At 64.3% G+C, this 26083-nt stretch carries 25 protein-coding genes; 17 read left to right on the top strand and 8 right to left on the bottom strand.

Features of this window, described 5'->3' with window-relative positions; genetic code table 11:
* Positions 1-38: 38 nt before the first annotated feature.
* The 12 genes from hemE (at position 39) to ACP8LP_RS01600 (ending at position 11968) form a co-directional block, all read left to right on the top strand.
* Positions 39-1100: a uroporphyrinogen decarboxylase gene (gene hemE / locus ACP8LP_RS01655; RefSeq protein WP_484483243.1), complete on the top strand. Its 1062-nt coding sequence runs from the start codon at positions 39-41 to the stop codon at positions 1098-1100.
* Positions 1101-1123: 23 nt separating this feature from the next.
* Positions 1124-2554: a protoporphyrinogen/coproporphyrinogen oxidase gene (locus ACP8LP_RS01650; RefSeq protein ID WP_484483242.1), complete on the top strand. Its 1431-nt coding sequence runs from the start codon at positions 1124-1126 to the stop codon at positions 2552-2554.
* 44 nt (positions 2555-2598) lie between these two features.
* Positions 2599-3603 (top strand): hydroxymethylbilane synthase, encoded by a 1005-nt coding sequence (gene hemC, locus ACP8LP_RS01645; RefSeq protein WP_171048612.1) that lies wholly within the window; start codon positions 2599-2601, stop codon positions 3601-3603.
* Positions 3600-4325 carry a uroporphyrinogen-III synthase gene (locus ACP8LP_RS01640; RefSeq protein WP_484483241.1) on the top strand — a complete coding sequence of 242 codons (726 nt, stop codon included), beginning with the start codon at positions 3600-3602 and terminating at the stop codon, positions 4323-4325. The genes hemC and ACP8LP_RS01640 overlap by 4 nt, the downstream gene beginning before the upstream one ends.
* A gap of 30 nt (positions 4326-4355) precedes the next feature.
* Positions 4356-5402 carry a porphobilinogen synthase gene (gene hemB, locus ACP8LP_RS01635; protein WP_484483240.1) on the top strand — a complete coding sequence of 349 codons (1047 nt, stop codon included), beginning with the start codon at positions 4356-4358 and terminating at the stop codon, positions 5400-5402.
* A 48-nt stretch (positions 5403-5450) separates the two neighbouring features.
* Positions 5451-6758: a glutamate-1-semialdehyde 2,1-aminomutase gene (gene hemL / locus ACP8LP_RS01630; RefSeq protein ID WP_484483239.1), complete on the top strand. Its 1308-nt coding sequence runs from the start codon at positions 5451-5453 to the stop codon at positions 6756-6758.
* A gap of 13 nt (positions 6759-6771) precedes the next feature.
* Positions 6772-7647, top strand: a complete 876-nt coding sequence (locus tag ACP8LP_RS01625; RefSeq protein WP_484483238.1) for an HhH-GPD family protein — start codon at positions 6772-6774, stop codon at positions 7645-7647.
* 5 nt (positions 7648-7652) lie between these two features.
* Complete coding sequence (locus ACP8LP_RS01620) at positions 7653-8180, top strand: nucleoside/nucleotide kinase family protein (RefSeq protein WP_484483350.1); 528 nt, start codon at positions 7653-7655, stop codon at positions 8178-8180.
* Between the two features lie 148 nt (positions 8181-8328).
* Entirely contained in the window at positions 8329-9045 is a 717-nt protein-coding gene (locus ACP8LP_RS01615) for an N-acetylmannosamine-6-phosphate 2-epimerase (protein WP_484483237.1), read from the top strand.
* A gap of 1 nt (position 9046) precedes the next feature.
* Positions 9047-10585 carry a PTS transporter subunit EIIC gene (locus ACP8LP_RS01610; protein ID WP_484483236.1) on the top strand — a complete coding sequence of 513 codons (1539 nt, stop codon included), beginning with the start codon at positions 9047-9049 and terminating at the stop codon, positions 10583-10585.
* Between the two features lie 11 nt (positions 10586-10596).
* Complete coding sequence (locus ACP8LP_RS01605; RefSeq protein WP_484483235.1) at positions 10597-11070, top strand: PTS sugar transporter subunit IIA; 474 nt, start codon at positions 10597-10599, stop codon at positions 11068-11070.
* 4 nt (positions 11071-11074) lie between these two features.
* A complete protein-coding gene (locus ACP8LP_RS01600) occupies positions 11075-11968 on the top strand; it encodes a PRD domain-containing protein (protein ID WP_484483234.1) in 894 nt (297 codons plus the stop codon).
* An 87-nt stretch (positions 11969-12055) separates the two neighbouring features.
* On the opposite strand, the gene ACP8LP_RS01595 is transcribed toward ACP8LP_RS01600, so the two are convergent.
* Positions 12056-12583 carry an FxLYD domain-containing protein gene (locus tag ACP8LP_RS01595; protein WP_016666911.1) on the bottom strand — a complete coding sequence of 176 codons (528 nt, stop codon included), beginning with the start codon at positions 12581-12583 and terminating at the stop codon, positions 12056-12058.
* 160 nt (positions 12584-12743) lie between these two features.
* Between ACP8LP_RS01595 and ACP8LP_RS01590 the strand changes: the two genes are divergently transcribed.
* Positions 12744-13976, top strand: a complete 1233-nt coding sequence (locus tag ACP8LP_RS01590) for a sensor histidine kinase (RefSeq protein ID WP_484483233.1) — start codon at positions 12744-12746, stop codon at positions 13974-13976.
* A gap of 45 nt (positions 13977-14021) precedes the next feature.
* Positions 14022-14675 (top strand): response regulator, encoded by a 654-nt coding sequence (locus tag ACP8LP_RS01585; RefSeq protein ID WP_016666909.1) that lies wholly within the window; start codon positions 14022-14024, stop codon positions 14673-14675.
* 1 nt (position 14676) lies between these two features.
* Here the strand turns inward: ACP8LP_RS01585 and ACP8LP_RS01580 are convergent, their stop codons facing one another.
* From ACP8LP_RS01580 to ACP8LP_RS01555, 6 genes are all read right to left on the bottom strand, one after another.
* Positions 14677-15579 carry a rhomboid family intramembrane serine protease gene (locus ACP8LP_RS01580; protein ID WP_420484765.1) on the bottom strand — a complete coding sequence of 301 codons (903 nt, stop codon included), beginning with the start codon at positions 15577-15579 and terminating at the stop codon, positions 14677-14679.
* Positions 15576-16475, bottom strand: a complete 900-nt coding sequence (locus tag ACP8LP_RS01575) for a TIGR01777 family oxidoreductase (protein ID WP_202711770.1) — start codon at positions 16473-16475, stop codon at positions 15576-15578. The genes ACP8LP_RS01580 and ACP8LP_RS01575 overlap by 4 nt, the downstream gene beginning before the upstream one ends.
* A 67-nt stretch (positions 16476-16542) precedes the next feature.
* Positions 16543-18030, bottom strand: a complete 1488-nt coding sequence (locus ACP8LP_RS01570; protein WP_484483232.1) for a DHA2 family efflux MFS transporter permease subunit — start codon at positions 18028-18030, stop codon at positions 16543-16545.
* 71 nt (positions 18031-18101) lie between these two features.
* Positions 18102-18974, bottom strand: coding sequence for a 5-oxoprolinase subunit C family protein (locus tag ACP8LP_RS01565; RefSeq protein ID WP_016666905.1), 873 nt, complete (start codon positions 18972-18974; stop codon positions 18102-18104).
* A complete protein-coding gene (locus tag ACP8LP_RS01560; RefSeq protein ID WP_252908273.1) occupies positions 18971-19591 on the bottom strand; it encodes a 5-oxoprolinase subunit B family protein in 621 nt (206 codons plus the stop codon). Before ACP8LP_RS01560 ends, ACP8LP_RS01565 begins: the two co-directional genes overlap by 4 nt.
* On the bottom strand, positions 19588-20358 hold the full coding sequence (locus tag ACP8LP_RS01555; protein WP_063279239.1) for a LamB/YcsF family protein: 771 nt from the start codon (positions 20356-20358) through the stop codon (positions 19588-19590). The genes ACP8LP_RS01560 and ACP8LP_RS01555 overlap by 4 nt, the downstream gene beginning before the upstream one ends.
* Before the next feature lie 128 nt (positions 20359-20486).
* Here ACP8LP_RS01555 and ACP8LP_RS01550 point away from each other — a divergent pair, with 128 nt between their 5' ends.
* The 3 genes from ACP8LP_RS01550 to ACP8LP_RS01540 are packed head-to-tail and all read left to right on the top strand — an operon-like array spanning position 20487 to position 23259.
* Complete coding sequence (locus tag ACP8LP_RS01550; RefSeq protein WP_462581661.1) at positions 20487-21248, top strand: DUF969 domain-containing protein; 762 nt, start codon at positions 20487-20489, stop codon at positions 21246-21248.
* Positions 21248-22234, top strand: coding sequence for a DUF979 domain-containing protein (locus ACP8LP_RS01545; protein WP_016666901.1), 987 nt, complete (start codon positions 21248-21250; stop codon positions 22232-22234). The genes ACP8LP_RS01550 and ACP8LP_RS01545 overlap by 1 nt, the downstream gene beginning before the upstream one ends.
* Complete coding sequence (locus ACP8LP_RS01540) at positions 22231-23259, top strand: DUF2891 family protein (protein WP_016666900.1); 1029 nt, start codon at positions 22231-22233, stop codon at positions 23257-23259. Before ACP8LP_RS01545 ends, ACP8LP_RS01540 begins: the two co-directional genes overlap by 4 nt.
* Positions 23260-23325: 66 nt before the next feature.
* Here ACP8LP_RS01540 and ACP8LP_RS01535 read toward each other — a convergent pair whose 3' ends face one another.
* Entirely contained in the window at positions 23326-25860 is a 2535-nt protein-coding gene (locus tag ACP8LP_RS01535) for an ATP-dependent Clp protease ATP-binding subunit (RefSeq protein WP_016666899.1), read from the bottom strand.
* Positions 25861-26083: the final 223 nt, after the last annotated feature.

Here is a 26083-nt window from a genome sequence, read left to right as displayed (position 1 = left end):
TGAACGGCCTCTCGACGAAGTGAGGCACAATCGAGGTGATGACTGAAACCACCACTTCCACAGCCGACTCACCGCTTCTGCAGGCCATGACCGGGCATCGCCCTGCCGTCACCCCGGTTTGGTTCATGCGTCAGGCGGGCCGTTCGCTCCCGGAGTACCGCAAGGCCCGCGAGGGCACGACGATGCTCGACTCCTGCCTCAACCCTCAGCTGGCAGCTGAGATCACCTGCCAGCCGGTGCGACGTCACCATGTCGATGGGGCCGTCCTCTACTCCGACATCATGGTGCCGTTGGCCATGGCCGAGATCGGGGTGCGGATCGAGCCGGGAGTCGGACCAGTTCTCGACGAGCCTGTTCGCACCGAGGACGACGTCGACCGGATCACCCAGCGCGAGCCCGGCGATGCCTCTGCCATCGAAGAGGCTGCCCGCCTGGTGACGGAAGAACTCGGTGACACCACGCCACTGATTGGTTTCGCCGGCGCCCCGTTCACGATTGCCGCCTACCTGGTGCAGGGCGGGCCCTCTCGTGACCACCTGGCCGCCCGCGCGATGATGCACTCGGATCCGCAAGCCTGGGCCAGGCTCATGGAGTGGGTGGCCGACCTGGACGCCGCATTCCTGGCCGCCCAGTTGCGCGGTGGAGCTCGTGCCGTCCAGCTCTTCGACTCCTGGGCCGGGTCGCTGAGCGCCGTCGACTACCGCGCCAGCGTTGCCCCTTTCTCCCAGCGTGCTCTCGCCGAGCTCGACCCGAACACCCCTGTGGTGCACTTCGGCGTCAATGCCAGCCATCTGCTCTCCGAGCTGGCCCAGGTGGCCGCGACGGCGTCCCGCTACCCGGTCCTCGGCGTCGACCACCGCATCAGCCTCGACGAGGCCTGCGCCACCCTCATGGTCTCCGGGATGGACATGCCGGTCCAGGGCAACATCGACCCGGCCCTGCTCCTCGCCGGTTGGGAACCGCTAGAGAGCGCCACCCGCGAAGTCGTCGCGGCTGGACGTCAGGCCCCCGGCCACGTCGTCAATCTGGGCCATGGTGTGCCCGCCGACACCGACCCCGATGTGCTGACGCGACTGGTGGAGCTGGCGCACTCACTGTGAACCACAATTCCGAGGATGTGACGATGAACACCCCTGATCCGCACACCGTGGACGCCGTCGTCATCGGCGGTGGCATGGCCGGGCTCGTTGCGGCCTGGCAGCTCGCCCAGGAAGGGCTGCACCCCGTGCTGGTGGAGTCCCGCGGGTACACCGGAGGCCTGGTGGCCGGGTCCACGTTGGCGGGGATCAGCTATGACATCGGCGCCGAGGGGTGGGCCATTCGTCTTCCCGACACCGCCGAGCTGGCCGAGGAACTGGGAGTGACCGTCGAGAAGCCGAGGACCGCTCCGTCCTGGGTGTACTTCGACGACGCCTGCTTCGCGATGCCCGGCAATGCCATCCTGGGCATTCCTGCCGATCTGTCGGACCCGGCGGTCGTCATTGCGCTGGGAGCCCAGGAGGCCGCCCGCGCCGCCGCACTCGACCGCGCCCCGATGCCCGACGAACTCCCACGGGATCTGAGAACCCTGGTGGAGTCACGGATGGGACCGGAGGTGCTGAGGCGACTCGTCACCCCGATCGCCGGTGGTATCCATGCCGCCGATCCGCACCTGCTCTCGGCCGACGTCGTCTCCCCCGGTCTGCGGGCTGCCGCCCAGTCCACCGGGTCCTTGGCTGCCGGCGTGGCCCTGTGCCGTTCCCGGATGCCGGAGGGGCCGGTCGTCGCCTCGGTGGCTGGCGGCATGTTCACCATGCCGGCCGAGCTGCGTCGTCAGGCCGAGGAGGCCGGTGCAAGGATCATGACCCGGGTGGGGGCTCGAAAGTTGACCCGCCATGGTGACCAGTGGCTCGTCGAGACCGCCGGCACCTCGCGCAACCCGAATCCGTCCTTGCCTCCTGTCCCTGACGGCGAGGTGCGCACCTTCCTGACCCCGCGGGTCGTCGTCGCCTGCTCTGCCGGTCCTGCCACCGACCTGCTGCGCAGTGTCATCGACGTCTCCGGACCCGAGATGGTTCCCGGTGCGCCCATTGGCCACGTCAATCTGGCTCTGCAGGCTCCGGAGCTGGACGACAGCCCGCGTGGAAACGGCATGCTGGTGGCTCCCGGGACGACGAGCGTCAAGGCGAAGGCCCTGACGCACATGTCTGCCAAGTGGCCGAGCCTGGGGCAGTCCTGCCCCGACGGACTGCACTTGCTACGGGTCTCCTACGGGCGATCCGGGGAGACGGATGTCGCGCTCAGCGTCGAGCGGGCGCTGGAAGATGCCTCGATCCTGCTCGGTGTGGAATTGTCGTCCAATCAGGTGGTGGACTCCCAGATCATCCACTGGACGGGGTCGCTGGCCCCGACGACTCCGGAGACCAGGGCGTGGCGTGACGGTCTGCACCGCCAGCTCGAGGAGTTGAACCAGTCCGGACGAGGCCGCATCGGTCTGGTCGGGGCATGGGCGTCGGGTTCCGGCATCGCAGCTCTGGTGCCTCAAGCCCGCCACACGGCCCGTCAACTGGTCTGAGAGCAAGGGAAAAAGCGTCGGAACCGAGTGCCACAATGGAGGACATGTCTTCAATCCGTCTGGGAACCCGTGCCAGCACCCTGGCAACCACTCAATCCGAGATGGTCGCAGAGCTGCTGAGATCACAGGGGCTCGACGTCGATCTGGCGACGATCACTACCCACGGTGACACCTCGACGGCCTCCCTGGCGTCGATGGGTGGCATCGGGGTGTTCGCCTCGGCGATCCGCACTGCCCTGCTGGAGGGCTCAGCCGACATCGCCGTCCACTCCTTCAAGGACCTGCCGACCGGACGCCCGCTCGGACTGGCGATTGGTGCCGTCCCTGTTCGCGAGGATCCGCGCGACGCCCTGGTGGCTCGTGACGGTCTCACCCTCGGCGAGTTGCCGCAGCGGGCCAGCGTCGGAACCGGTTCGCCGCGGCGAGTGGCCCAGCTGTTGGCGGTGCGACCGGATCTGACGATCGTCGACATCCGCGGCAACGTCGATACCCGTCTGGGCCGGGTCAAGGGTCTGGGTCACTACGCCAAGGACAGCGGCAAGGAGGACCTCGACGCCGTCGTGCTGGCTGCCTCAGGGCTTGCTCGTCTGGGTCACAGTGACGTCATCACCGAGCTTCTCGACCCGTCGGTCGTGCTGCCGGCTCCGGCCCAGGGAGCCCTGGCCGTCGAGTGTCGGACCGCCGATGTGCATCACGGCAAGCTCGCCAAGGCCCTCGCCAGAATCGACGACCACGGCACGCGACTGTCGGCCACCGCCGAGCGAGCCGTGCTGTCCCATCTGGGGGCCGGGTGCGCCGCCCCGATCGGCGCGTTGGCCCATCTCACGCCGACCCCCGGGAGGTCCCCAGACGTGTTGACCCTGGACGTCGTTGTGGCTGCGGTCAACGGGTCGCGCACCATTCGGGAACAGGTGAGCGTCGAATTGCCTGAGGAGGTCGAGCCGGCACTGGCCGCGGCGCATACCCTGGGAGTGACGGCCGCCGAGGAGCTGCTGGACGACGGCGCCGCCGATGTCGCAGACCTCAAGGCCTCAGGAAGCACTCGATGACCACGAACCCTGCTGATCTCATCAAACCCCCAGTCGTCGTCCCCCGTGACGACTCCCACGACAAATTCGTGACGACCTTGAAGCAGGCCGGTTACGGGGTCATCCACAAGGCGCTGACCCGGACCGTCGAGCTCCCGGACGCCGACAGGCTCTCCGAGACCGACCTGTGGCAGGCCGACTGGCTGGTCGTCACCTCGAAGACCACCGTCGGGCTGCTGCCCGATCCACTGCCGAACCCTGATATCAAGGTGGCAGCCGTGGGCGCAGCTACTGCGAGGGCCCTGGAGAAGCGCAGTACTGGCGTCGACTTCGTGCCGGAGGACCACAGCGGAGCCGGTCTGGTCGCCGAATGGCCGGGTGGTGCCACGAACGTCCTACTCCCGGTCTCGAAGCTGGCCGCCGACACCGTCCCCGAAGGACTGACGAGGGCCGGTTGCACCGTCAACCGGCTCGAGGTGTACACCACCGCTGCCGTTGAGGAACTGCCCCAGGTGATCGCCCAGTCCTGGCCGTCGGTCGGGTTCGTCGTCGTCACTGCATCCTCGGTGGGACGTGCCCTGATCGACCTCGTCGAACCGTTGGGATGGCGCCGTCAGAAGCTCATCGCGCTGGGCAAGCCCACCGCAAAGACACTCGAGGAACTCGGCCACCCGGCAGACGCGGTGGCCTCCTCCCCCACCCCGGAGGCCGTCCTCGAGGCGGTCGAGTCCCTGGTCGCCTGATCGACGACCTGTTTAAGAAGGAAGATGATCATGAACCTGTACCTGCCTGATTCCAGCGATCCGCGCATGGCCGGCGTCAAACCGCTGCCCGAGGGGCTTCGTCCGGTGTCGCGTCCGCGCCGGCTGCGCACCACCCCTGCGATGCGACGCATGGTCGCGGAGACCCGGGTCGCCCCGGCCCAGCTCATGCTGCCGGTCTTCGTCAAGGAGGGCATCGACTCCCCTGTCGAGATCACAAGTCTGCCTGGCCAGTACCAGCACTCCATCGAGTCCATCAAGGAACTCGCCACCAAGGCCGCCGAGGCCGGCATCGGCGGTATCGACCTGTTCGGTATTCCCGAGTACAAGGACGAGATCGGTTCCCAGGCCTGGGATCCCAACGGAATCCTCAATGCCGGTATCTCTGCGGTGCGCGAGGCTGTTGGTGACGACCTCGTCATCTGTGCCGACACCTGTCTGGATGAGTTCACCGATCATGGCCATTGTGGTGCGCTGACTCCTGACGGCCGCGTCGACAACGACTCCACCCTGCCGCTCTACGCCGCGATGGCGGTGTCCCAGGCCCGCGCCGGAGCGCACATGGTGTCCCCGTCGGGAATGATGGACGGCCAGATCGCCGTCATCCGTGACGCCCTGAACCGCGAGGGATTCACCGACGTGCCGATCATGGCCTACTCGGCGAAGTATGCGTCCGTCTTCTTCGGGCCTTTCCGCGACGCCGTCGACTGCTCCCTCCAGGGTGATCGCAAGTCCTACCAGCAGGATCCGTCGAACCGTCGTGAGGGCATGCGCGAGGCCCTGCTCGACCTGGCCGAGGGTGCCGATCTCGTCATGGTCAAACCCGCCTCTCACTACCTGGACGTGCTGGCCGACGTCGCCGAAGTCTCCCAGGTGCCGGTGGCCGCCTACCAGGTGTCCGGCGAGTACGCGATGCTCGAGGCCGCTGCCGCCCACGGATGGATCGACCGTCGTCGCTGCATCAACGAGTCCCTGACCTCGATCGTGCGCGCGGGCGCCGATCTCGTCTTGACCTACTGGGCCATTGAGGCCGCTCAGATGTTCCGCGAAGACTTCTGATCCTTGATGATCATGCCCACCACGAGCCCAAAACACCGGAAGGAAGAAATGACCTCCAACGCCGAACTGTTCTCCGCCGCTCAGGCTGTCATTCCCGGCGGGGTGGATTCCCCGGTGCGGGCCTACGGATCGGTGGGCGGGGTTCCCCGCTTCATCGAGAAGGCCCAGGGGCCGTGGATCTGGGACGCCGAGGGCACCCGGTACCTCGATCTGGTGTGCACCTGGGGTCCGGCCCTGTTGGGGCATGCCCGTCCCGAGGTCGTCTCTGCCGTCCAGGAGGCCGCGTCGAAGGGACTGTCCTTCGGCGCGCCAACCCGTACCGAGACCGAACTGGCCGATGCGATCATCGAGCGGATGGCCCCGGTGGAGAAGGTGCGCTTCGTCTCGACAGGTACTGAAGCGACGATGACTGCGGTTCGACTGGCCCGTGGTGCCACCGGCCGCGACGTCATCATCAAGTTCGCCGGCAACTACCACGGTCACTCCGACGCCCTGCTCGCCGCAGCGGGTTCGGGGGTGGCGACGGCCGGTCTGCCCGGTTCGGCGGGTGTTCCGGCCGCCTCGACTGCCGACACCATCGTGGTGAGCTACAACGACGTCAAAGCCCTTGAGGACGTGTTCTCCGAGCGTGGCGACCAGATCGCTGCGGTGATCGTCGAGTCCTGCCCGGCCAACATGGGCGTCGTCCCGCCCGAGCCCGGCTTCAATGCGACGATCCGTCGCCTCACCAAGGATCACGGCGCCCTCATGATCGTCGACGAGGTGCTCACCGGATTCCGGTGCAGCGCGTCGGGATTCTGGGGTTTGCAGCAGCAGTCCGGCGAGAACTTCGCCCCCGACATCTTCACCTTCGGCAAGGTTGTCGGCGGCGGGATGCCGCTGGCTGCCTTGGGCGGGCGCGCCGAGATCATGGACCTGCTGGCGCCGACCGGCCCCGTCTACCAGGCCGGGACCCTGTCGGGTAACCCGCTGGCCACCGTCGCCGGCGTCAAGACCCTCCAACTGGCTGACGCCGGGGTGTACCAGCGTCTCGATGCGCGCTCCGAGCAGTGGCGAGGCGAGCTGGCTGCTGCCCTCGACGCGGCTGGCGTCTCCTGCCGTCTGCAGACCGCCGGGAACCTCTTCAGCGTGTTCCTCGGGGTCGAGGAACCGGTACGCGACTACGAGGATTCCAAGTCCCAGAACGCCGATGCCTACACCGCCTTCTTCCACGCCATGTTGAACGCCGGGGTCAACCTGCCGCCGTCCTGCTTCGAGGCTTGGTTCCTCTCCGACGCCCATGACGACGAGGCCTTCGAGGTCTTTTGCAAGGCCCTGCCGAAGGCTGCCGAGGCCGCAGCCAAGGTCATCGGCTGAGATCGGCTGATCCGTGCCTGAAACCGGGCTGACTCCGCGGGCCGTCGAGACGATCTGCGACTGGTTCGACGTGCAGGGACGGGACTTGCCGTGGCGTCGACCGGAGACCTCCCCGTGGGGGGTGCTCGTCAGCGAGGTGATGAGCCAGCAGACCCCGGTGACGCGTGTCGTCGGTCCGTGGCATGAGTGGATGAATCGGTGGCCGACGCCGGACGATCTGGCCGAGGAGGAGTCGGGGGTCGCCGTCGCCGCGTGGGGACGTTTGGGATATCCGCGCCGTGCACTGCGTCTGCATGCCTGCGCGGTCGCCATCGCCACCGAGCACGACGGGGTCGTACCCAGCAGCTACGACGAGCTCATCGCCCTGCCCGGGATCGGCGACTACACCGCTGCCGCGGTGGTGTCCTTCGCCTTTGGAGGACGCGCAACGGTGCTGGACACCAATGTGCGTCGCGTCATCGCGCGGGCGGAGTCCGGGATCGCGAACTGTCCGGCCTCGGTGACGAAGGCCGAACGGGTCGTCGCCGACGCTCTGGTTCCCGAGGAGGAGGCCGAAGCCGCGAAGTGGGCGGTGTCCGCCATGGAGCTGGGAGCGCTGGTGTGCACGGCTCGTTCACCACAGTGCGAGGTCTGCCCCATCAGTGCCCGGTGCCGGTGGGTGGCTGACGGCAAACCCGACAACGCCCCGGCCCGTCGCGGACAGCCCTGGAAAGGCACGGATCGTCAGTGTCGGGGGGTGATCATGGACGTCGTTCGCAACAGCCCGCACGGAGTAGAGGTTCGGTTGGCTCTTTCTGCCTGGCCCGAACCCGATCAGGCATCGAGGTGCCTCGAGTCCTTGCTTCATGACGGTCTGGTGCATCGCCGTGGAGAGCTGGTGACGCTGTGAAGACGATCGCAGGAAGCGTTGCCGCTGCCCAGGTCATTGCCGAACACATCGGCACCACGTCAGAGCGGCCAGTTGTTCTCATCGATGGGGGTTCGGGGTCGGGGAAGACGACCCTTGCCGACCGTGTCGCCGAGTTGAGCCCGGATGCCCAGCTCGTCCATGGCGACGACCTCTACTCCGGCTGGGCCGGGTTGTCAGCGGTGTGGGACTTGAGCGAGCTCGTCGTCAGGAACCGCTACCAACGCTGGGACTGGTACCAGGATCACTTTACCGAGGAGGTCACCCTCGACGCTTATCGTCCCCTCGTGATCGAAGGTTGTGGGGTTCTCACCGCGACGAATGCCAAGCATGCCTCGATGGCCGTGTGGTGTTCCTGCCCCTACGACGCACGCCGCGATCGTGCCCTGGGACGTGACGAGTTCTTCGTCGACTCGTGGGCGATGTGGGCCGTCCAGGAGAGGCTGCATCAAGTCCGTCACCACCCCGAGCAGCTCGCTGGCGTCGTGGTGGATCTGACAGCCGTCGCCCAGTGACTCACCCCACCCCGCAGCGCTCCACCAGGGCTGTGTTAGGGTTCCAGCAACATTTCATGGATCTCAGGCTTGTAACTTTCGGCAATACCTGGTCCACCGGCGGGCACGAGTGTGTCCACGCCGGTATTACACGTTGCCGGAGGTGCTCATGAATCCATTGGTGCAGTCCCTGGAAAAGGGACTCGTCGTCTCCTGCCAGGCATTACCTGGCGAACCCATGTATTCCGAGAACGGTGGCGTCATGCCTCTGTTCGCGACTGCGGCTGCGCAGAGCGGGGCCATCGGCATTCGCGCCAACTCGGTTCGCGACATCAAGGAGATCCGGGCAGCCGTCCCATTGCCGGTGATCGGCCTCCTCAAGAGGGAATACGACGGTTACGAGCCCTACATCACCCCGACCCTTGACGACGTCGAGGCGGTCCTGTCCGCCGGAGCCGACATCATCGCCTTCGACGCCACCGACCGCGTCCATCCAAATGATGTCTCCACGCCCGACCTCATCGCTCAGATTCGCGAGGCCCATCCCACCGCCGTCCTGATGGCCGACATCTCCACCTATGACGAAGCAATCACGGCCGCAAAGTGCGGAGTCGACTTGGTCGGAACCACCCTCTCCGGTTACACCGCCGCCTCTGCGAACTCACCAGTACCCAACCTCGAGCTGGTACGTCGTCTCGCTGCGGACCTGTCCATCCCCGTCATCGCGGAGGGCAACATCTCAACCCCTGACCTGGCGGTCGACGCCCTCAACTGCGGAGCCCACGCCGTCGTCGTCGGCGGCGCGATCACCCGTCCCGCCCAAATCTGTGCCCGCTTCGTCGACGCGATCCGTGCCCGCGTCGCCCACACACCCACGGAGAACTGACATGTTCAAGACCCTGCAGAAGATCGGCAAGGCCTTCATGCTGCCGATCGCCATCCTCCCAGCGGCTGGCCTGTTGCTGGGTATTGGTGGTGCGTTGTCCAACCCCACGACCGTCAAGAGCTACCCCGCTCTCGGCAATCCGATCCTCCAAGACATCTTCCAGGTGATGAGCGCTGCTGGAAGTGTCATCTTCGAGAACCTCGCTCTGCTGCTGTCGATCGGCTTGTGTATCGGCTTGGCGAAACGAGACAAGGGAACCGCAGCCCTCGCCGGTATCACTGGCTTCCTCGTCATGACAGCCACCACCAAAGCGCTCGTCTCCCTCTCGAGCAACCCCGACCGGACGATTGACACCGGCGTCATCGGTTCACTCGTCATCGGTGCCGTCGCCGTGTGGCTTCACAACCGCTACCACAACATCGAGCTGCCAGCCTTCCTCGGCTTCTTCGGCGGCTCACGCTTCGTCCCGATCGTCACAGCCTTCGCCGGAATCATCATTGGCGCATTTTTCTTCCTGGTATGGCCGCCGGTCCAGGCCGGAATGGTGTCGGCCGGCACCGCGATCGCCGGATGGGGAGTCATCGGCACCTTCTTCTACGGCTTCCTGATGCGTCTGGCAGGCGCCGTTGGTCTGCACCACATGATTTACCCGATGTTCTGGTACACCCCTCTGGGTGGTTCTGAGGTCGTCGCCGGGCAGACTGCCGTTGGCGCGCAGAAGATCTTCTTCGCTCAGCTTGCTGACCCGAACCACGTCGGACTGTTCACCCACTCGACCAAGTATTTCGCCGGCCGCTTCGCCACCATGATGTTCGGCCTGCCGGGCGCCTGCCTGGCGATGTGGCAGTGCGTGCCGAAGGGGCGCCGCGCCAAGTACACCGGCCTGTTCGCCTCGGTGGCCTTCACCTCCTTCCTGACGGGAATCACGGAGCCGATCGAGTACATGTTCCTCTTCGTGGCTCCTCTGCTCTACGTGTTCCACTCTTTCCTGGACGGGATCTCCTTTCTCGTCGCCGACCTCGTGAACATCCGCATCGGCAACACCTTCTCCGGTGGCGCAATCGACTATCTGCTCTTCGGCGTCCTGCAGGGCGAATCCAAGACCCACTGGTTGTACGTCCTGCCAATCGGCGCTGCTTGGTTCGCCCTCTACTATTTCTCGTTCATGTTCTTCATCAAGAAGTTCAAGATCGCGACCCCGGGACACCTCGAGGACACCATGGCGGCCGCGGCACCGACCGGCGGCAAGTCGACCGACGAGCCCGCCGAGAAGTCCGAGAGACGAAATGACGGTATTGAGGAGGGGGCGACGCAGGTCATCGCCGCCCTGGGTGGCCCTGAGAATATCGAGGATGTCGATGCATGCATCACCCGTCTGCGCGTCTCGGTGAAGGCGGCTGATCAGGTCGACAAGGCTAAACTCAAGAATTTGGGAGCGACCGAGGTCTTCGAGGTCGGCGGAGGCGTCCAAGCTGTCTATGGTGCGAAGGCCATCCTTTACAAGAACGCCATCAACGCCCAGCTCGGAATCGACGACTGAAAGGCATCAACATGTCCCTCTTCCACAAGCGCCACAAGGACGAAACCCTGAAGGTCGCAGTGCCCGTCTCGGGAACCATTCTGGACATCACGGACGTTCCAGACCCAGTCTTCGCCGGCCAGCACATGGGCCCCGGGTTCGCGGTTGACCCGACCTCGGGAGAGTTCACCTCTCCCATCGACGGCGAGGTCACGCTGGTGGCCCCGACCCTGCACGCCGTCGGTCTCAAAGCCGACAATGGCGCCGAGGTCCTCGTCCACATCGGCATCGACACCGTCGAGCTCAAGGGCGAGGGGTTCACCGTCCATGTCCATGAGGGCGACACCGTCAGCGTTGACGACCCGCTCCTGACCGTCGACCTCGACGCCGTCACGCCGCGGGTGCCGTCAATGGTCTCTCCGGTGGTCATCACGAATGGGTCCGACTTCACCGTCTCCGAGTGCAGCGACGATCCGGCTGCGGTGCTGACCATCACCACAGGATGACGCAGTGCTTCCTCCGGAGCACCCCCTGACCGAGCTCGGCCCCGAGCAGGTCGTCGTCAAGAAGGTTTACAACAACAATGTCCTTCTAGGCGTCGACCGCTCCGGCACGGAGATGGTCATCAATGCCCGCGGAATCGGTTTCGGCCGACACCGCGGGGAGATCGTCGACGCCTCATCGGCCCAGCGGTACCTGGCGGAGGGCACCTACCGGACGGCCGCGATCGCCTCACTCCTTTCCAACGCCACTCACACCCAGGTGCGGGTGGCACAGGCGATCGTCGAGCTGGCTCAGGAGGAACTGGGGATCCCGAACGCCCAACGCATGATGCTGCCGGTGCTCGATCACCTCGTCGCGGCGGCACACCGAGCAGAGCAGGGAAGCGTCATCGACTTCCCCCTGACTTGGGAGGTTCAGCAGCTGTACCCCGACGAGGCGCGCCTGGGTCACCGGGCCGTCGAGATCGTCGACGGTGCTCTCGGCATCCATCTGCAACCCGAGGAATGGGCGGCGTTCGCGCTGCACTTCATCAACCACCAGTGGGATGGCACGACTGTGTCGCGCACCGTGACGATGACTCAAGCGATCTCCGAGGTCTTCACCGAACTCGAGAATCTCTGGCAGGTCCAGATTGACCGGTCCTCCATGAGCGCATCACGGTTCGTCACGCATCTTCGTTACCTATTCGCGCGAGCCGCAGACAACAAGCAGCTCTCCCACATCGACCTGGACATCATGGGTCTCATGTCGGATCGCTACCCGGAGGCCACCTCGGCGGCTCTTACGGTGGCCGAGCGCATCTCGACGGCGATCGGCGACGACCTGACGAAAGCCGAGGTCAACTACATCGCACTGCACACCACACGCCTTTACGGCGAGGTGACGGTTGTGGATGGTTGACCTCTGGCCAGTGTCGTTGTGGATCTGGCGGAATGGCGGTGGCGGCCTCTCTTGCGAGAGGCCGCCACCAGCACCACGAGGACGGGATCAGAATCCCGACAGGTCCTTGAACTTGACCTTTGCGACGTCGTCGGTGTCGCACAAGGCCTTGAACTTCCACTTTCCGTTGGCGTCGATACTCTCCGTCGAATCCGTGCAGGTTCCGACGTTGGCCCCCGAGTCGTCATAGGCGTTGAAGGTAATCATCACGGCGACCTTCACAGGCTTGTCGGAATTGTTCGTAACTGTGCCCTTCACCATTGGGGAGAAGTCATCAGTCGTGAACTTGTAGCCCTTCTCCAGGACGAGACGTTCGGTCGGCTTCGCATCCTCGGCCTTCTTCTCGTCCGCCTTCTTCGCTGCCTTGTCGGTCGACTTGGCTTCACTGGACGCGGCGGTATCCGTCTTGGCATCGGAACCGTCGTCACCGCCGCCCATCGCGCCAAAGGCGAGCAAGAGAGCGACGATGACGAGCAGCCAGAACCACACGCGCTTGTAGATCGGCTTCTTCGGCTTGGGCTGTGGGGCCTGCGGTGGCTGGGGTTGAGACTGGTTCGGCCAATTGGTGTCGGTCACGATCACTCCTGAGGTGTTTTCGCTTGGTGTACCAAGTCCACCGCCGCAGGCCCCGTCCCCACATCACCCGGACGGCCAGGACCGCCTCTGTCGATCGGCCCCATCGCCTCTCCCGAACGGCGGTGCCACGAGTAGAGCTCAACTCCGTAACATAGCTGCCGTGTTCAAATTCCAGAAGGTCGGCCGCGACAGCCGTCCAGCGGTATGGCGGACCATCCTTCTGGCCCTGATCAGTGCCTTTGGTGGCCTGATCTGCATCGTGTTCTCACCGGCAGGGTTTCGGGCTGGGACTCCGGCGGGAACCGACATTGACGCCGCAGTGGTCATCGTTGCGCTGATCCTGGACATCGCCCTGGCAACGGCCTTGGTCTGGCGTCACCGCATCCCCTTCGGATTGACGATCGCTGCTGCGCTCGGCGCCGTGATCCTGCCCATTGGGACGGTACCTGCTCTCATTGCCCTGGCAGCCCTGCTCGGCCGACGGCGTGGTCCTGCGACATGGTGGTGCACCGCTCTGGTCGCCGTGATAACCGTCGTCGACGCCATCCTTGATGGTCGAGCCCAACCCAGCGGGGCGTCGGTGACGGCGTCGATATTTCAGGCGAACAACTCACTGGAGGCCCGCAACACAACTTCTATCCTGACGGCCCTTCTTGGTGCAGCGACGTTTCTCATCATCGGGATAGGTGCTGGTCTCATCCGCCGTTCGCGTCGTGAAGCCATCGTCACGGGCCGGGACTTGTCTGCAGCTCACCAACGCGTGGCCCGGCTCGATGATGAGGTTTCACGCCGTCAAGAGCGGGAAAAGATTGCCCAAGAAGTTCACGACTCACTGGGGCATTCGCTGTCCCTCATCTCACTGCAGGCCGCATCTTTGGAGACCAGGCTTGACGGCACTGACCACGTGGAGAGCGCCAAGACGCTGCGCGAATCGGCGGGCAAGGCGATGTCTGAGCTGAGGTCCTTGCTCTCCTTGCTCTCAGAGCCCATGACGCCGGCGCCGGATCTTCCGTTGTCAAAACTCGCCGAGGTCGTCGAGGACACTTTTGGCGCCGGTCAGCCGATCACGGCATCAATTTACGTTTCCGAGGGAGACTCTGCTGATCCTGCCCTCTCTCGGGCTGTGTACCGGACCGTCCAGGAGCTGCTGACAAACACCGCCAACCACGCGCCAGGAACAACTGCCGCTCTCAAGGTGCACGCTTCACCGGCCGACGGAGTCCGCATCGAATGCTCGAACCCGATCGTAGAAGGCGGGCGCGGCGAAGGCTCTGGACGTGGACTCTCTGGCATCAGTGAACGGGTCAAGTTGCTCGACGGCACCGTGTGTCGAACTGAGGAAAACGGGATGTTCTCAGTCACCGTTACGATCCCGTGGCGCAACGCTTCTTGACCCTGCGACGCCTGACGTGGGAGTTCCTGCAATACCATGCATTGAGTGGTTACCGTTCTCCTCGCCGATGACGATCCGTTGGCACGCAGTGCTGTGTCGACAATCGTCGGCCATGACGACGCCATCACGATCCTGGGGCAAGCGGGAGACGGTCGGGACGCCATCCGCATGGCACGTGAATTACGACCAGATGTCGTCCTCATGGATCTGCGTATGCCCGGAATGGACGGCGTGACGGCCACGGCAACACTCCGCGCCGATCCGCAGCCTCCTCAGATTGTTGTCCTGACGACCTGGGATGTCGACAATGCCGTCATGTCGTCGATCAATGCCGGAGCCTCAGGATTCCTTCTCAAGTCCGCCTCTCCACAGGAGATCACCACGGCCATCAAGGCTGCTGCCGCGGGAGACGCTGTGCTGTCAGCGCGCAGCACCAAGCAACTTCTCGACACCGTGCGCACCGATCCGTCCCGTCGCCGGCGTCGTGCGGCCGCCAAACAGCTCTCCCAACTGACCGACCGGGAGCGCGACATCGCCATTGAAGCGGCCAGAGGGTTGTCGAACGCTGAGATCGGCGAACGCCTCTATCTGGCTGCAGGCACCGTCAAGTCCCACTTGGCAAACATCCAAACCAAACTTGACATGTCGAACAGGGTCCAAATAGCCGTCCTCGTAGAGCGAGCCGGCCTACTCGATTAGCTCAAAACACGTAGTACTTCAGCAGTACCAGGATGACGAGCACACCCAGAAGCATCGCCATCCTCGGCCACGTCTGCGGGGACTTACCGGCCTGAATGCGCTTGGGGTCCTCGAAGAAGATGACTCCGCACGCCAGCCCGACGACGAATCCGCCCAGGTGGGCCTGCCATGCGATCCCGGAGATGAACAACAGCAGTGCCGCGTTGATGGCCAGCACGATCCACAGGTCTCGGGTCGACGCCCCGAGCCTGCGCTGCACGATGAGCAGCACTCCGAACAGGCCGAAAATCGCGCCGGATGCGCCGACGACGCCGTCATTCATGTTCGGCAGGAACCTCCCGTCACCATGTGGGGAGGCCATCAGGCAGAACAACACTCCCCCGCCCAGACCGGACATCAGGTAGGCGGCGAGAAACCGGGCTCGTCCCAGGAAGGGCTCCAGCGACCGCCCCAAGGCCCACAGGGCGTACATGTTGAAGCCGATGTGGAGGATGCTCAGCGCGTGCCCGAACATCGATGTGACGAATCGCCAGGGCTCGTGGAACCCCTGGATGGGCGCCAGGACGACGGCGTCGCGGATCTGAGGGCTGACCCACTCCCCGGCCCACACCAGGAAACAGATACCGATGAGGGTCCACGTCACCACCGGGAGGTCACTGCGTCGTTTCACGCGGGCAACAGGTCTGGGAGCTGCCTGCTGGTACGACGCCGAGGGCGCTTCCCACGAGGGATCGACCTCCCCCGAGCGATATGGCTCGGACTCCGGTCTCGACGTCCTTTCTGCCTGCCCGGAATCTGGCTGCGAAGGTGCCCAGGAGGACTCGTCATGTTTCGGCTCGTCCGCCCATGAACCCCACTCGTCTGGGCGGGAAAAATTGTCGGGACGTTGGTTATTCTGGCTCATCGGCGTCCTGCAAGTGCTGAGGTGATTGACTCGGTGATGGAGGTGTCGCGGAACTCGAATCCGTGATCAAGGAGTTTGGCGGGCTTGACCCTCTGTCCGGAGCACAGCGCCTCATCGACGAGCTGGGACCCGAAGATCATCTTCGCCGCCGGGGTCGGGAAAGGCAGCACTGACGGCCGGTGCATCGCCTTGGCCAGGGTTTTCGTGAACTCGGCGTTGGTGCATGGATTCGGTCCGACGAGGTTGACCGGTCCACTGATGGAATCGTCAGTGAGGATCCGCACCATGGCCGACACATGGTCATGAAGGCTGATCCACGACATGTACTGGCTGCCGTCACCGATCTTGCCGCCCAATCCGAGCCGGAAGAGTGGGCGCTCCTTGCCGAGGATGCCGCCGAACGAGCTCATGACGTGACCGGTACGCAGGGTTGCCACGCGCACTCCCTCGGGAGCGGCGCACGCGGCTGCTTCCCACCGCTGGCAGACCTCGGCCAGGAACCCTTCGCCAGCGGGGTCATTCTCGTCGAGCCATTCATCGCCACGAGGGCCGTAATAGCCTACGGCTGATCCGTTGATGAAAATCCGGCAGCGTGGCGAGGATGCCAGGGCTCGCACGATGAGACGAGTGGAGTCGATGCGAGATGCCAAGATGCGGGTCTTGCGTTCATCGGTCCAGCGTCCCCCGGCGATGGGAGCTCCAGCCAGATTCACCACAGCGTCGACGTCGTCGAGGAATGGCGGGGCGATGGACAAGGTGTCGAGATCCCACCTGCGGTCAGAGGATTGGATGGCTTCATGACGTGTCAGTGTGACGACGTCATGCCCCTCCTTGCGCAGCCGCTGAACCAGCGCTGTGCCGATGAGACCGGCAAACCCTCCGATGGCAATCTTCATGTGGTCATCCTACGGGGCGGGCGAAAGGCACCCCGGCGACGTCCACCTGCCTCACAGAGGATTGTCGTCAGGAATTGTGCTGAGATGAACGCTGGAAGTTCGCGAAGAAGGCACAGACGATGACGCAGATCGTGCCGGCGACGATGGTGATGAACATCGACTCGCCGAGCCCTCGCCCCAGGTCATGGCGAGCCATGATTCGGGCGTCCATCATCATGGCAATGAGGGCCGAGCCAAGGGCCGAACCGACCTGACGAGTCGTATTGAAGACTCCTGAACCGGCTCCGGCGTCAGCCTGACCGAGATCGTCAGTGCCCACCAGCGAGATCGGGCTCCACATCATGGCCGAACCGATACCGGTGACGACCGACAGCAGCAGGAAGACCCATACCCCAGTTGACGGCACCATGAACAGCCACCATCCGATCGAGGCAATCACGTAGAGAGCCACGCCGATGGTGGCCATTCGCCCCGACGAGCGGCGCTGGAGCACCCGTCCAACCACCGGAGACAGCGCACCGGAGAAGACGGCGGTGGGGATGAGCAGCAGGGCGGCGATCGTCGGGGACTTGCCACGCACGTTCTGCAGGTACACAGTGGTCGGCATGAAGTAGGCAGTCACGAGCATGCCGACCAGGAAGATCGCGATATTGGCGAGGGTGAAGTTGCGCTTGGTGAACAGACGCAGCGGAACCAGTGGTTCGAAGTCGCTGGCGTGAGCATGCAGATGGGCCTGCGCCCATTCGGTCTGGGAGACCACGAAGAGCACCATGAAAACCACGCCGAGGATGACGAGCAAGGGTACGGAAATGATGCCGGTAATCGTCCCCCAGTTGTACTGCTCACCCTCCTGAATACCGAAGACGAGCAGGGTCATGCCGATACCCGACAGGATGACGCCCAACCAGTCGAAGGCGTGACCATGAGTCTCCAGGGCGGGGACGTTCCGGATGGCCAGCCACAGCCCGATGATGGTGACCGGGACGTTGACGAAGAAGATCCACTCCCATCCCAGGGTGTCGACGAGAATGCCGCCGAGGACCGGGCCGACGAAGCTGGCCACACCTGCCGTGGCTCCCCACAGGCCCATGGCGGCGCCGCGCTTTTCCGGTGGGAAGAGTCGGGTGATCATCGACAGGGACTGCGGGGTCATGAGGGCAGCACCGATTCCCTGAACCGCACGAGCGGCGATGAGAGCCTCGATCGTCGGGGAGAGACCACAAGCCAGCGAGGAAACTCCGAAGACGAGCATGCCAATGAGGTACATGCGACGCGGGCCCCACCGGTCGCCCATACGTCCGGTGATCAGCAGCGGGACGGCGTAGGTGAGCAGATAGACACTGGTGATCCACACGCCGTGGTTGAGATTGGCGTTGAGGGCGCGGATGGTCGCTGGCAGTGCGGTCGTGACGATCGACGTGTCAACGAGGATCATGAAGAAGCCCACGAGGAGGGCCCACAGAGCGCTCCATGCCTGCTTCTCGGTGACGACATTTCCATCTCGGTCCCGGGCAAGGCGATCGACGTCCACGACTGGCGATTGCTCGGACGACAAGAGGTCTCCTAGGGGGCGAAGAGGTTAGGGCAAGGGCCGATGATACCCCGGCGGATTACCCCGGGAACGTGTCATCGCCACGGCTGCGATGACATCCGAAACCTCACGACGACCCCGGCTCGAGCCTGGGCAAGACGGTCTGCGTCGTCGGGGTCGACAACCCCGATGACTGGGTACCCACCGGTCGTCGGATGATCCGGGCCGAAGACCAGGGGCACACCCGAGGTGGGCACCTGGATCGCTCCTCGCACCACCGGCTCACTCGTCAACTCCCCCGTCACTGCTCGCTCCAGGGACGGCCCTTCCAGCCGCGTCCCGACGCGGTCGCTCGCCTCTCCGACCCGCCATGTCGTCTCCTCGAGCGCGCGTCGGCCAGCGTCAGTGAACCAGTCGTCGCGCGGGCCCCATACGCCGTGGAGGATGAGTTCTTGTGGCGCGGGACCGACGTTGACAGGCTTCGTAGTGATGACGCCGGCTGGCCCATCCCCAACGGTGACGACGTCTCCCGTCTTGAGCGGGGCTGGTCCCATCCCTCGGGTCGGGTCGGCCGAGACGCTGGCGAAGGTCGGCGTCGCACTGATGCCTCCGGTGACGGACAGATAACTCCGTAATCCCGTTTCCGGCGCACCGACCGTCAGCGTCTGACCATCGGCGACGAGGAATCCACGGCCGTTGGGACGTGGTGATCCATCCAGATCAATCTCGACGTCTGCCCCTGTCGCAGCAACAAGAACAGGCTCTCCGATGCACGTCAGACGCACTGGACCGAGCAGAACTTCCAGGCACCCGAGACCGGCTGCGTTACCGACGAGACGAGCTCCCTCCCGATAGGCGCGACGATCCCACGCCCCGCAGCCACTGATCCCCAGATCGGCCCATCCTCGACGTCCAGCATCCTCGACGAGGGTTCTGGGCCCGGCCATCTCCACGACGAAGTGAGTCATGAGGTCACTGCCTCGAACTTGATGACGGCACCCGGCAATAGCAGGGCCGGCGGGTCAGCGTTCTCGTCCCACAGCGTCATCTCCGTCGTCCCGATGATCTGCCAACCGCCCGGTGACGCTTGCGGATAAGCCCCGGTGAATCCGTCGGCCAGGGCGATACTGCCCGGTGGGATCCGGGTTCGGGGGCTGGAGCGACGTGGAATCCGGTAGGGCCAGTCCACCCCGGACATGTACCCGAACCCAGGCATGAATCCCGCGAACTCCACCGTCCACAGCTGGTCGCTGTGATGCTTCACCAGCTCGTCGGTCGTCATGTCGAGCAGATCTGCCACGTCCGACATATCGAGTCCGTCGTAACGCACGGGCACTGGGAGGGGCTCCCGCGATCCCTCCTCGACAGCGTCCAATCCCCCGGCGAGCAGGTCTTGGACATGGGCGACGGCTCCCGGCAACAGGTCAGCGGACTCCACCTGGACGAGCACCGTCGTCTGGGCCGGTACGAGATCCACCGTCCCTTCAGCCGGGTGGTCGCTCAGGGCGCGATGCAGACGCCGCCGCTGACCGGCGTCGTCCAGTTCGACGAGAACCGCCGTCCGCCCGGCCGGCAGCAGTCTCATGCGACAGCCCGCAGCTCGACACCGGCAGCAGCAAGACAATCGCGCACCGCCGTGGCCATCGCGACAGCCCCCGGGGTGTCACCGTGGACGCACACCGAATCGGCCTGGATACTCACCTCGGTGCCATCGATGGCGGTCACCGCTCCCTGGGTCACGAGCTTGACGACCCGCTCGGCGACCTCGTCGGGGTCGTGCAACACCGATCCCTCCTGGCTACGCGACACCAGGGTGCCGTCCGGATTGTAGGCGCGATCAGCAAAGGCCTCACGCAGGGTTCGCACTCCCTGCTGCTCGGCAAGGTCGAGGACGAGGGCGCCGGGTAGACCGAGGATGGCCACGTCAGAATCCGTGGCGGAATTGACGGCGACGATCGCCTCGACGACAGCTCTGGCCTGCGCCTCGTGGTGGACGATCGTGTTGTACAAGGCGCCATGAGGCTTGACGTAGCGCACCGACGCGCCGTGAACCGCGGCAACCCCGCGCAGCGCCGACAACTGGTAGATGACCTCGTCACGCAGTCGTCCGGGGTCTACGTCGACGAAGTTGCGACCGAACCCGGCGAGGTCCCGGTAGGCGACATGGGCCCCCACGCACACCCCGCGTTCTGCGGCGGCCTTGCAGGTGCGTCCCATGACGACGGCATCGCCGGCATGGAACCCGCATGCCACATTCGCCGAGGTGACGATTCCCAGCAGAGACTCGTCGTCACCCATCTTCCACGACCCGAAGGACTCCCCCATGTCTGCATTGAGATCAACAGTTGCCATGACCCAAGATTGCCGCAATCTGCCTGGTCGTCGTGACAGATCCGGCAACGGAGACGTGAAGTACTCCCGACACGCTCTCTAGAGTGACGCGACCAAATCCCCAGAAACACCCAGGAGAGGAGCGAACCATGTGGGTTCTGCTTTCCGTGGCGATCGTCGTCGTCGGCTTCGCGCTGCGGCTCAACGCCATGCTCGTGGTCGCAGTCGCCGGTGTCGCTGCCGGCCTCATTGCCGGTATGACGCCGGTCAAGATCATCGAGACCTTCGGCACCGGATTTGCCAGTTCTCGATCCGTGACGGTCTTCATCGTCGTCCTGCCCGTCATCGGATTGCTCGAGCGCCACGGCCTCATGCAGCAGGCCGGCCACCTGATGTCGAAGATGAAGTCCATGACGGCTGGGAAGCTCCTCACCGTCTACCTCGCCATTCGCCAGATCACCGCTGCACTGGGGTTGTCATCCATCGGCGGACCCGCCCAGGCGGTGCGTCCCCTCGCCGTGCCGATGGCTGAGGCTGCCGCCCGACGCAGTCACCCTCGCTACACCCGCAAGATGCGGGAGAAACTGCGCTCCTATGCCTCCTCGGCGGACACCATTGGACTGTTCTTCGGTGAGGACGTCTTCATCGCCATCGGGTCGATCCTGCTCATCACCGGCTTCGTCGATGCCACCTACAACCTCAAGCTCGAAGCCCTCCAGATCGCCCTGTGGGCCATCCCGACAGCTATCTGCGCCTTCCTCATCCATGCCCCACGGATGTGGCTGCTGGATCGCAAGCTCGCCAAGATGGCCGCCGAGGGAGGGGACGACGTCGGCGTCGACACCACTCCTGAGCCTGGCCACACCGTCAGTCTGCCTTCGGGCGGCAATCCTGAGCAGGGGGTCCGCTAATGATCAAGGTGGAATGGTTCTACTGGCTGTGCGGAATTCTCTTCCTCATCATCGCCGTCATCCGGATGCGCGATCGCGATGACAGGAAGCGGTTCGGATCAGCAGCCTTCTGGGCGATCCTGGCCTTCTGCTTCGGCTACGGCACCTTCGTCGTCGACAAGACGGCACCGGCACTCGTGGAGGGCGTCGCTGTCCTCCTCCTGGTCGTACTGGCGACATGCGGCTTCCCGGACCGCGGCTCCAACGAGACCACTACTGACGCCGAGCGGGAGGAGCTCTCCGAGAAGTTCGGCAACAAACTGTTCGTGCCCGCCCTCATCATTCCGATCGTCGCCGCGATCTTCGCGGTGGCCGGCATGCGTGACCTGTCCTTCGGCGGAAATCCGGTGTTGGAAACCGGCATGGCGACCATCATCGGTCTAGGAGCTGCTTCGCTGATCTCCCTCGTCGTCGCCATGATCATGTTCAAGGTGCGCTCCCCCATGGTGCCCTTCAAGGAAGGCGACCGGCTGCTCGGCCACATCGGTTGGGCGGCGATCCTGCCCCAGTTCCTGGCGACCCTGGGCACCCTGTTCAATAATGCCGGCGTCGGTGACGCAGTGGGACGCATCACGTCGTGGATCCTGCCGTCCGGAAGTCTCTTCGCAGCGGTCTGTGTTTACTGCATCGGCATGGCCTTGTTCACCCTCGTCATGGGCAACGCCTTCGCGGCCTTCCCGGTGATGACGGCTGCCGTCGGGTGGCCGCTACTCATCCAGCACTTCGAAGGCAATATGGCTGCCATCTTCGCGATGGGTATGTTGGCCGGATTCTGCGGCACCTTGTGCACCCCGATGGCCGCGAACTTCAATCTGGTCCCGGCAGCTTTGCTTGAGCTTGATGACAGTTATGGTCCTATCAAGGCGCAGATCCCCACCGCTGTTCCACTGCTGTTCTGCAACATTCTCATCATGTATCTGTGCTGCTTCCCAGGAGGTTTGCTGTGAGCGTTGACGATTACGCCCAAGGATGGGCCACGACGATCATTGACGGCCTGAATCGGCCCTTCCCATGGGGTTCAGCCCACCAGTCCCAGGGGCCGGACGACGTCGACGTCACGCCATGGCGTCTCCATCCGTGTTTTCATGGGTGTCTGGACTGGCATTCCTCGGCACACATGCAGTGGTCGGCCCTCACCTTGCTCGAGCACGCAAACCAGACGATCGATTGCGCAACCATTGACGAGCTGGTTGGCCTTCTCAATACGCGTCTGACCAATGAGAATGCCCAGGTGGAGGCGGAGTACCTGCGGGTTCATCGCGGGTACGAGCGTCCCTACGGCTGGGGATGGGCGGCACTGTTGTCCGCCAAGTGTTCAGCGCTGGCCACCATGACGAGCAATTCGCCGGAGTGGGCGTCCGCGACTCGGATCGTCGGACGCCAGATCTTCGACAACCTGCTGGCATGGCTGCCGACGATGACCTTCCCCGTCCGCACCGGAACCCACGACAACACCGCTTTCGGTATTGGCCTGTGCCTCGATGCCGCCCAGGCCCTGGGACGTAGCGACGTCGTTGATGCCATTGTCAAGCACTCCCACCGTTTCTTCGACGCCGACACCGACTACCCGTCGTCCTGGGAGCCCAGCGGCAATGACTTCTTGTCGGCGGCGTTGAGCGAAGCCCACCTCATGGCGCGGGTCTACCGGGCCGAAGGTCGCTCCGATGAGTTTGGCACCTGGCTGCATGCCTTCCTACCGCATCTGGGACAGGCTGACGACAACCTGTTGGACGTCGCCGAGGTGACCGACGGCACCGACGGCAAGCTCGCCCACCTGTATGGGCTGAGCCTGTCGCGGGCCTGGCAGCTGCGGGTGCTGACACCATGGCTCGACGACGACGCTCGTCGCCGCATCGAGGTGGCCACTAATCGTCAGATCAGCGAGGTGGCCTCCCAAATCACTGACGGCGATTTCATGTCCACCCACTGGCTGGTGTCCTTCGCCCTCCAGGCGGTACTCGCCAAGCTCTGAGACCCACACACACAACACTGCGGCCCGGCGCATCGAGCGCCGGGCCGCAGTGTTGTGATCAAATGATCAGTCCTGCTGACCGTTGTTGTTGTCCCCTGCCGACGAGGTGAGCTCCTCAGGGACCTCATCCGGAAGCTCGGAGCGCTCCGTGCCCTTGAACACGAACGGCTCCTCGGAACCCTCCGGAGCGGCATCGACAACCACGATCTGACCGGGCTTAACCTCGCCGAAGAGGATCTTCTCGGCCAGGACGTCCTCAATGTCGCGCTGGATGGTGCGACGCAGTGGACGGGCACCCAGCAGCGGATCGAAGCCACGTTTGGACAGCAGCTCCTTGGCGGCCGGGGTGACCTCGATGCCCATGTCCTTGTCGCCCAGACGCTCCTCCAACTGGTCCACCATGAGGTCGACGATCCGTAGGATGTCGGACTGGGTGAGCTGGTGGAAGACGATGATCTCGTCGAGACGGTTGAGGAACTCGGGGCGGAAGTGTCCCTTGAGCTCCTCGGTGACCTTGGCCTTCATCTTCTCGTAACTGGACTCGGCGTCGTTGGCCTTGGAGAAGCCAAGGTTGACCGACTTGGAGATGTCACGGGTACCGAGGTTGGTCGTCAGCACGATGACGGTGTTCTTGAAGTCCACCACACGACCCTGGGCGTCGGTGAGACGTCCCTCGTCGAGGATCTGCAACAGGGAGTTGAAGATGTCGGGGTGGGCCTTTTCGATCTCGTCGAAGAGGATGACGCTGAATGGCTTGCGGCGCACCTTCTCGGTGAGCTGGCCGCCCTCCTCATAACCGACGAATCCCGGCGGGGAACCGAACATCCGGGATGCGGTGTGCTTCTCGGAGTACTCGCTCATGTCCAGGGTGATGAGGGCATCCTCGTCACCGAAGAGGAACTCGGTGAGCGCCTTGGTGAGCTCGGTCTTGCCGACACCGGACGGGCCGGCGAAAATGAACGAACCAGCCGGACGCTTCGGATCCTTGAGGCCGGCGCGGGTACGACGGATGGAGCGGCACAGCGCCTTGACAGCATCCTCCTGTCCGACGTAACGCTTGCCGATCTCGTCCTCCATGTGAAGCAGTCGCTGGGACTCCTCCTCGGTGAGCTTGAAGACCGGGATGCCGGTGGCTCCGGAGAGCACCTCGGCGATCTCGTCAGGACCGACGACGGCCGGAACCGACTCGTCTCCCTGCTTCCACTCCTCCTCCTTGGCCTCACGCTCGGCGAGTAGCTTCTTCTCGTCGTCGCGCAGCCCGGCAGCACGTTCAAAGTCCTGGGCGTCGATGGCGGCTTCCTTCTCCACGCGCACGTGGGCAATCCGCTCGTCGAACTCGCGCAGGTCCGGCGGGGCCGTCATACGGCGGATGTTCATCCGGGCGCCAGCCTCGTCGATGAGATCAATCGCCTTATCAGGCAGGAAGCGGTCCTGGATGTAACGGGCCGCAAGGTTGGCCGCCGAGGTGATGGCCTCGTCCGTGATGGTGATCTTGTGGTGAGCCTCGTAGCGGTCGCGCAGGCCCTTGAGGATCTCGATGGCCAGCGGGATCGACGGCTCAGCCACCTGGATCGGCTGGAAACGACGCTCCAGGGCGGCATCCTTTTCGATGTACTTGCGGTACTCGTCGAGGGTCGTCGCACCGATGGTCTGCAACTCGCCGCGGGCCAGCATCGGCTTCAGCATGCTGGCGGCGTCGATGGCGCCTTCGGCAGCGCCGGCACCGACGAGGGTGTGGATCTCGTCGATGAACAGGATGATGTCGCCGCGGTTCTTGATCTCCTTGAGGACCTTCTTCATCCTCTCCTCGAAATCGCCGCGGTAACGCGATCCGGCGACCATGGAGCCGAGGTCCAGAGAGTAGATCTTCTTGTCGCGCAGGGTCTCGGGGACATCTCCACGCACAATGGCCTGGGCCAGACCCTCCACGCAGGCGGACTTGCCGACGCCAGGCTCACCAATGAGAACCGGGTTGTTCTTGGTACGGCGGCTCAACACCACCATGACCCGCTCGATCTCCTTCTCACGCCCGATGACCGGGTCGAGCTCGCCGTCACGGGCGGCGTCGGTGAGGTTACGACCGAACTGATCGAGGATCGTCGCCGAGGACTGCTGCGGGCCAGCCTCAGGCGCGCCCGAGGTGGCAGCCTGACGCTCGTCACCCTGGTAGCCCTGCAGCAATTGCAGGACGCTGTTGCGCACTGTGTTGAGGTCAGCGCCAAGGCGGATCAGCACCTGCGCGGCGATGCCTTCTCCCTCACGGATGAGGCCGAGCAGGATGTGCTCGGTACCGATGTAGGAGTGATTCATCTGGAGGGCCTCGCGCAAACTCAGCTCGAGGACCTTCTTGGCGCGCGGGGTGAAGGGGATGTGGCCAGTCGGTGTCGAGGTGCCGTGACCTATGATCTCCTCCACCTGGGCGCGGACTGCCTCCAGGGAAATGTCAAGGGACTCGAGGGCCTTGGCGGCAACGCCCTCGCCCTCACTGATGAGCCCGAGCAGCAGGTGCTCGGTACCGATGTAATTGTGGTTCAGGGCCTTGGCCTCATCCTGGGCCAGGACGACGACCCGGCGGGCCCGATCGGTGAACCGTTCGAACATGAACTCTCCTCGTATGTGGAGCAGATCAACTACCGAAAAACACCGGTGTACGAATCCACTCGCGGTCGCGTGAAACTTTCATGCAACCAACCGACAGCGCTGGACCGCCGGCCTGTGTAGTCAGTCTAATAACCGCTGACGACAGATCTGAGACACCCACTTACGCCGCTGGCACAACCCGGGTGGAACAGCGCGACGCCGGAGCCTTCCTGCTCCGGCGTCG

Source organism: Cutibacterium sp. LaCa_89 (assembly GCF_058177555.1).
Note: the sequence above shows the minus strand (reverse complement) of the source record. Positions and strands in the feature narration are given on the sequence as shown.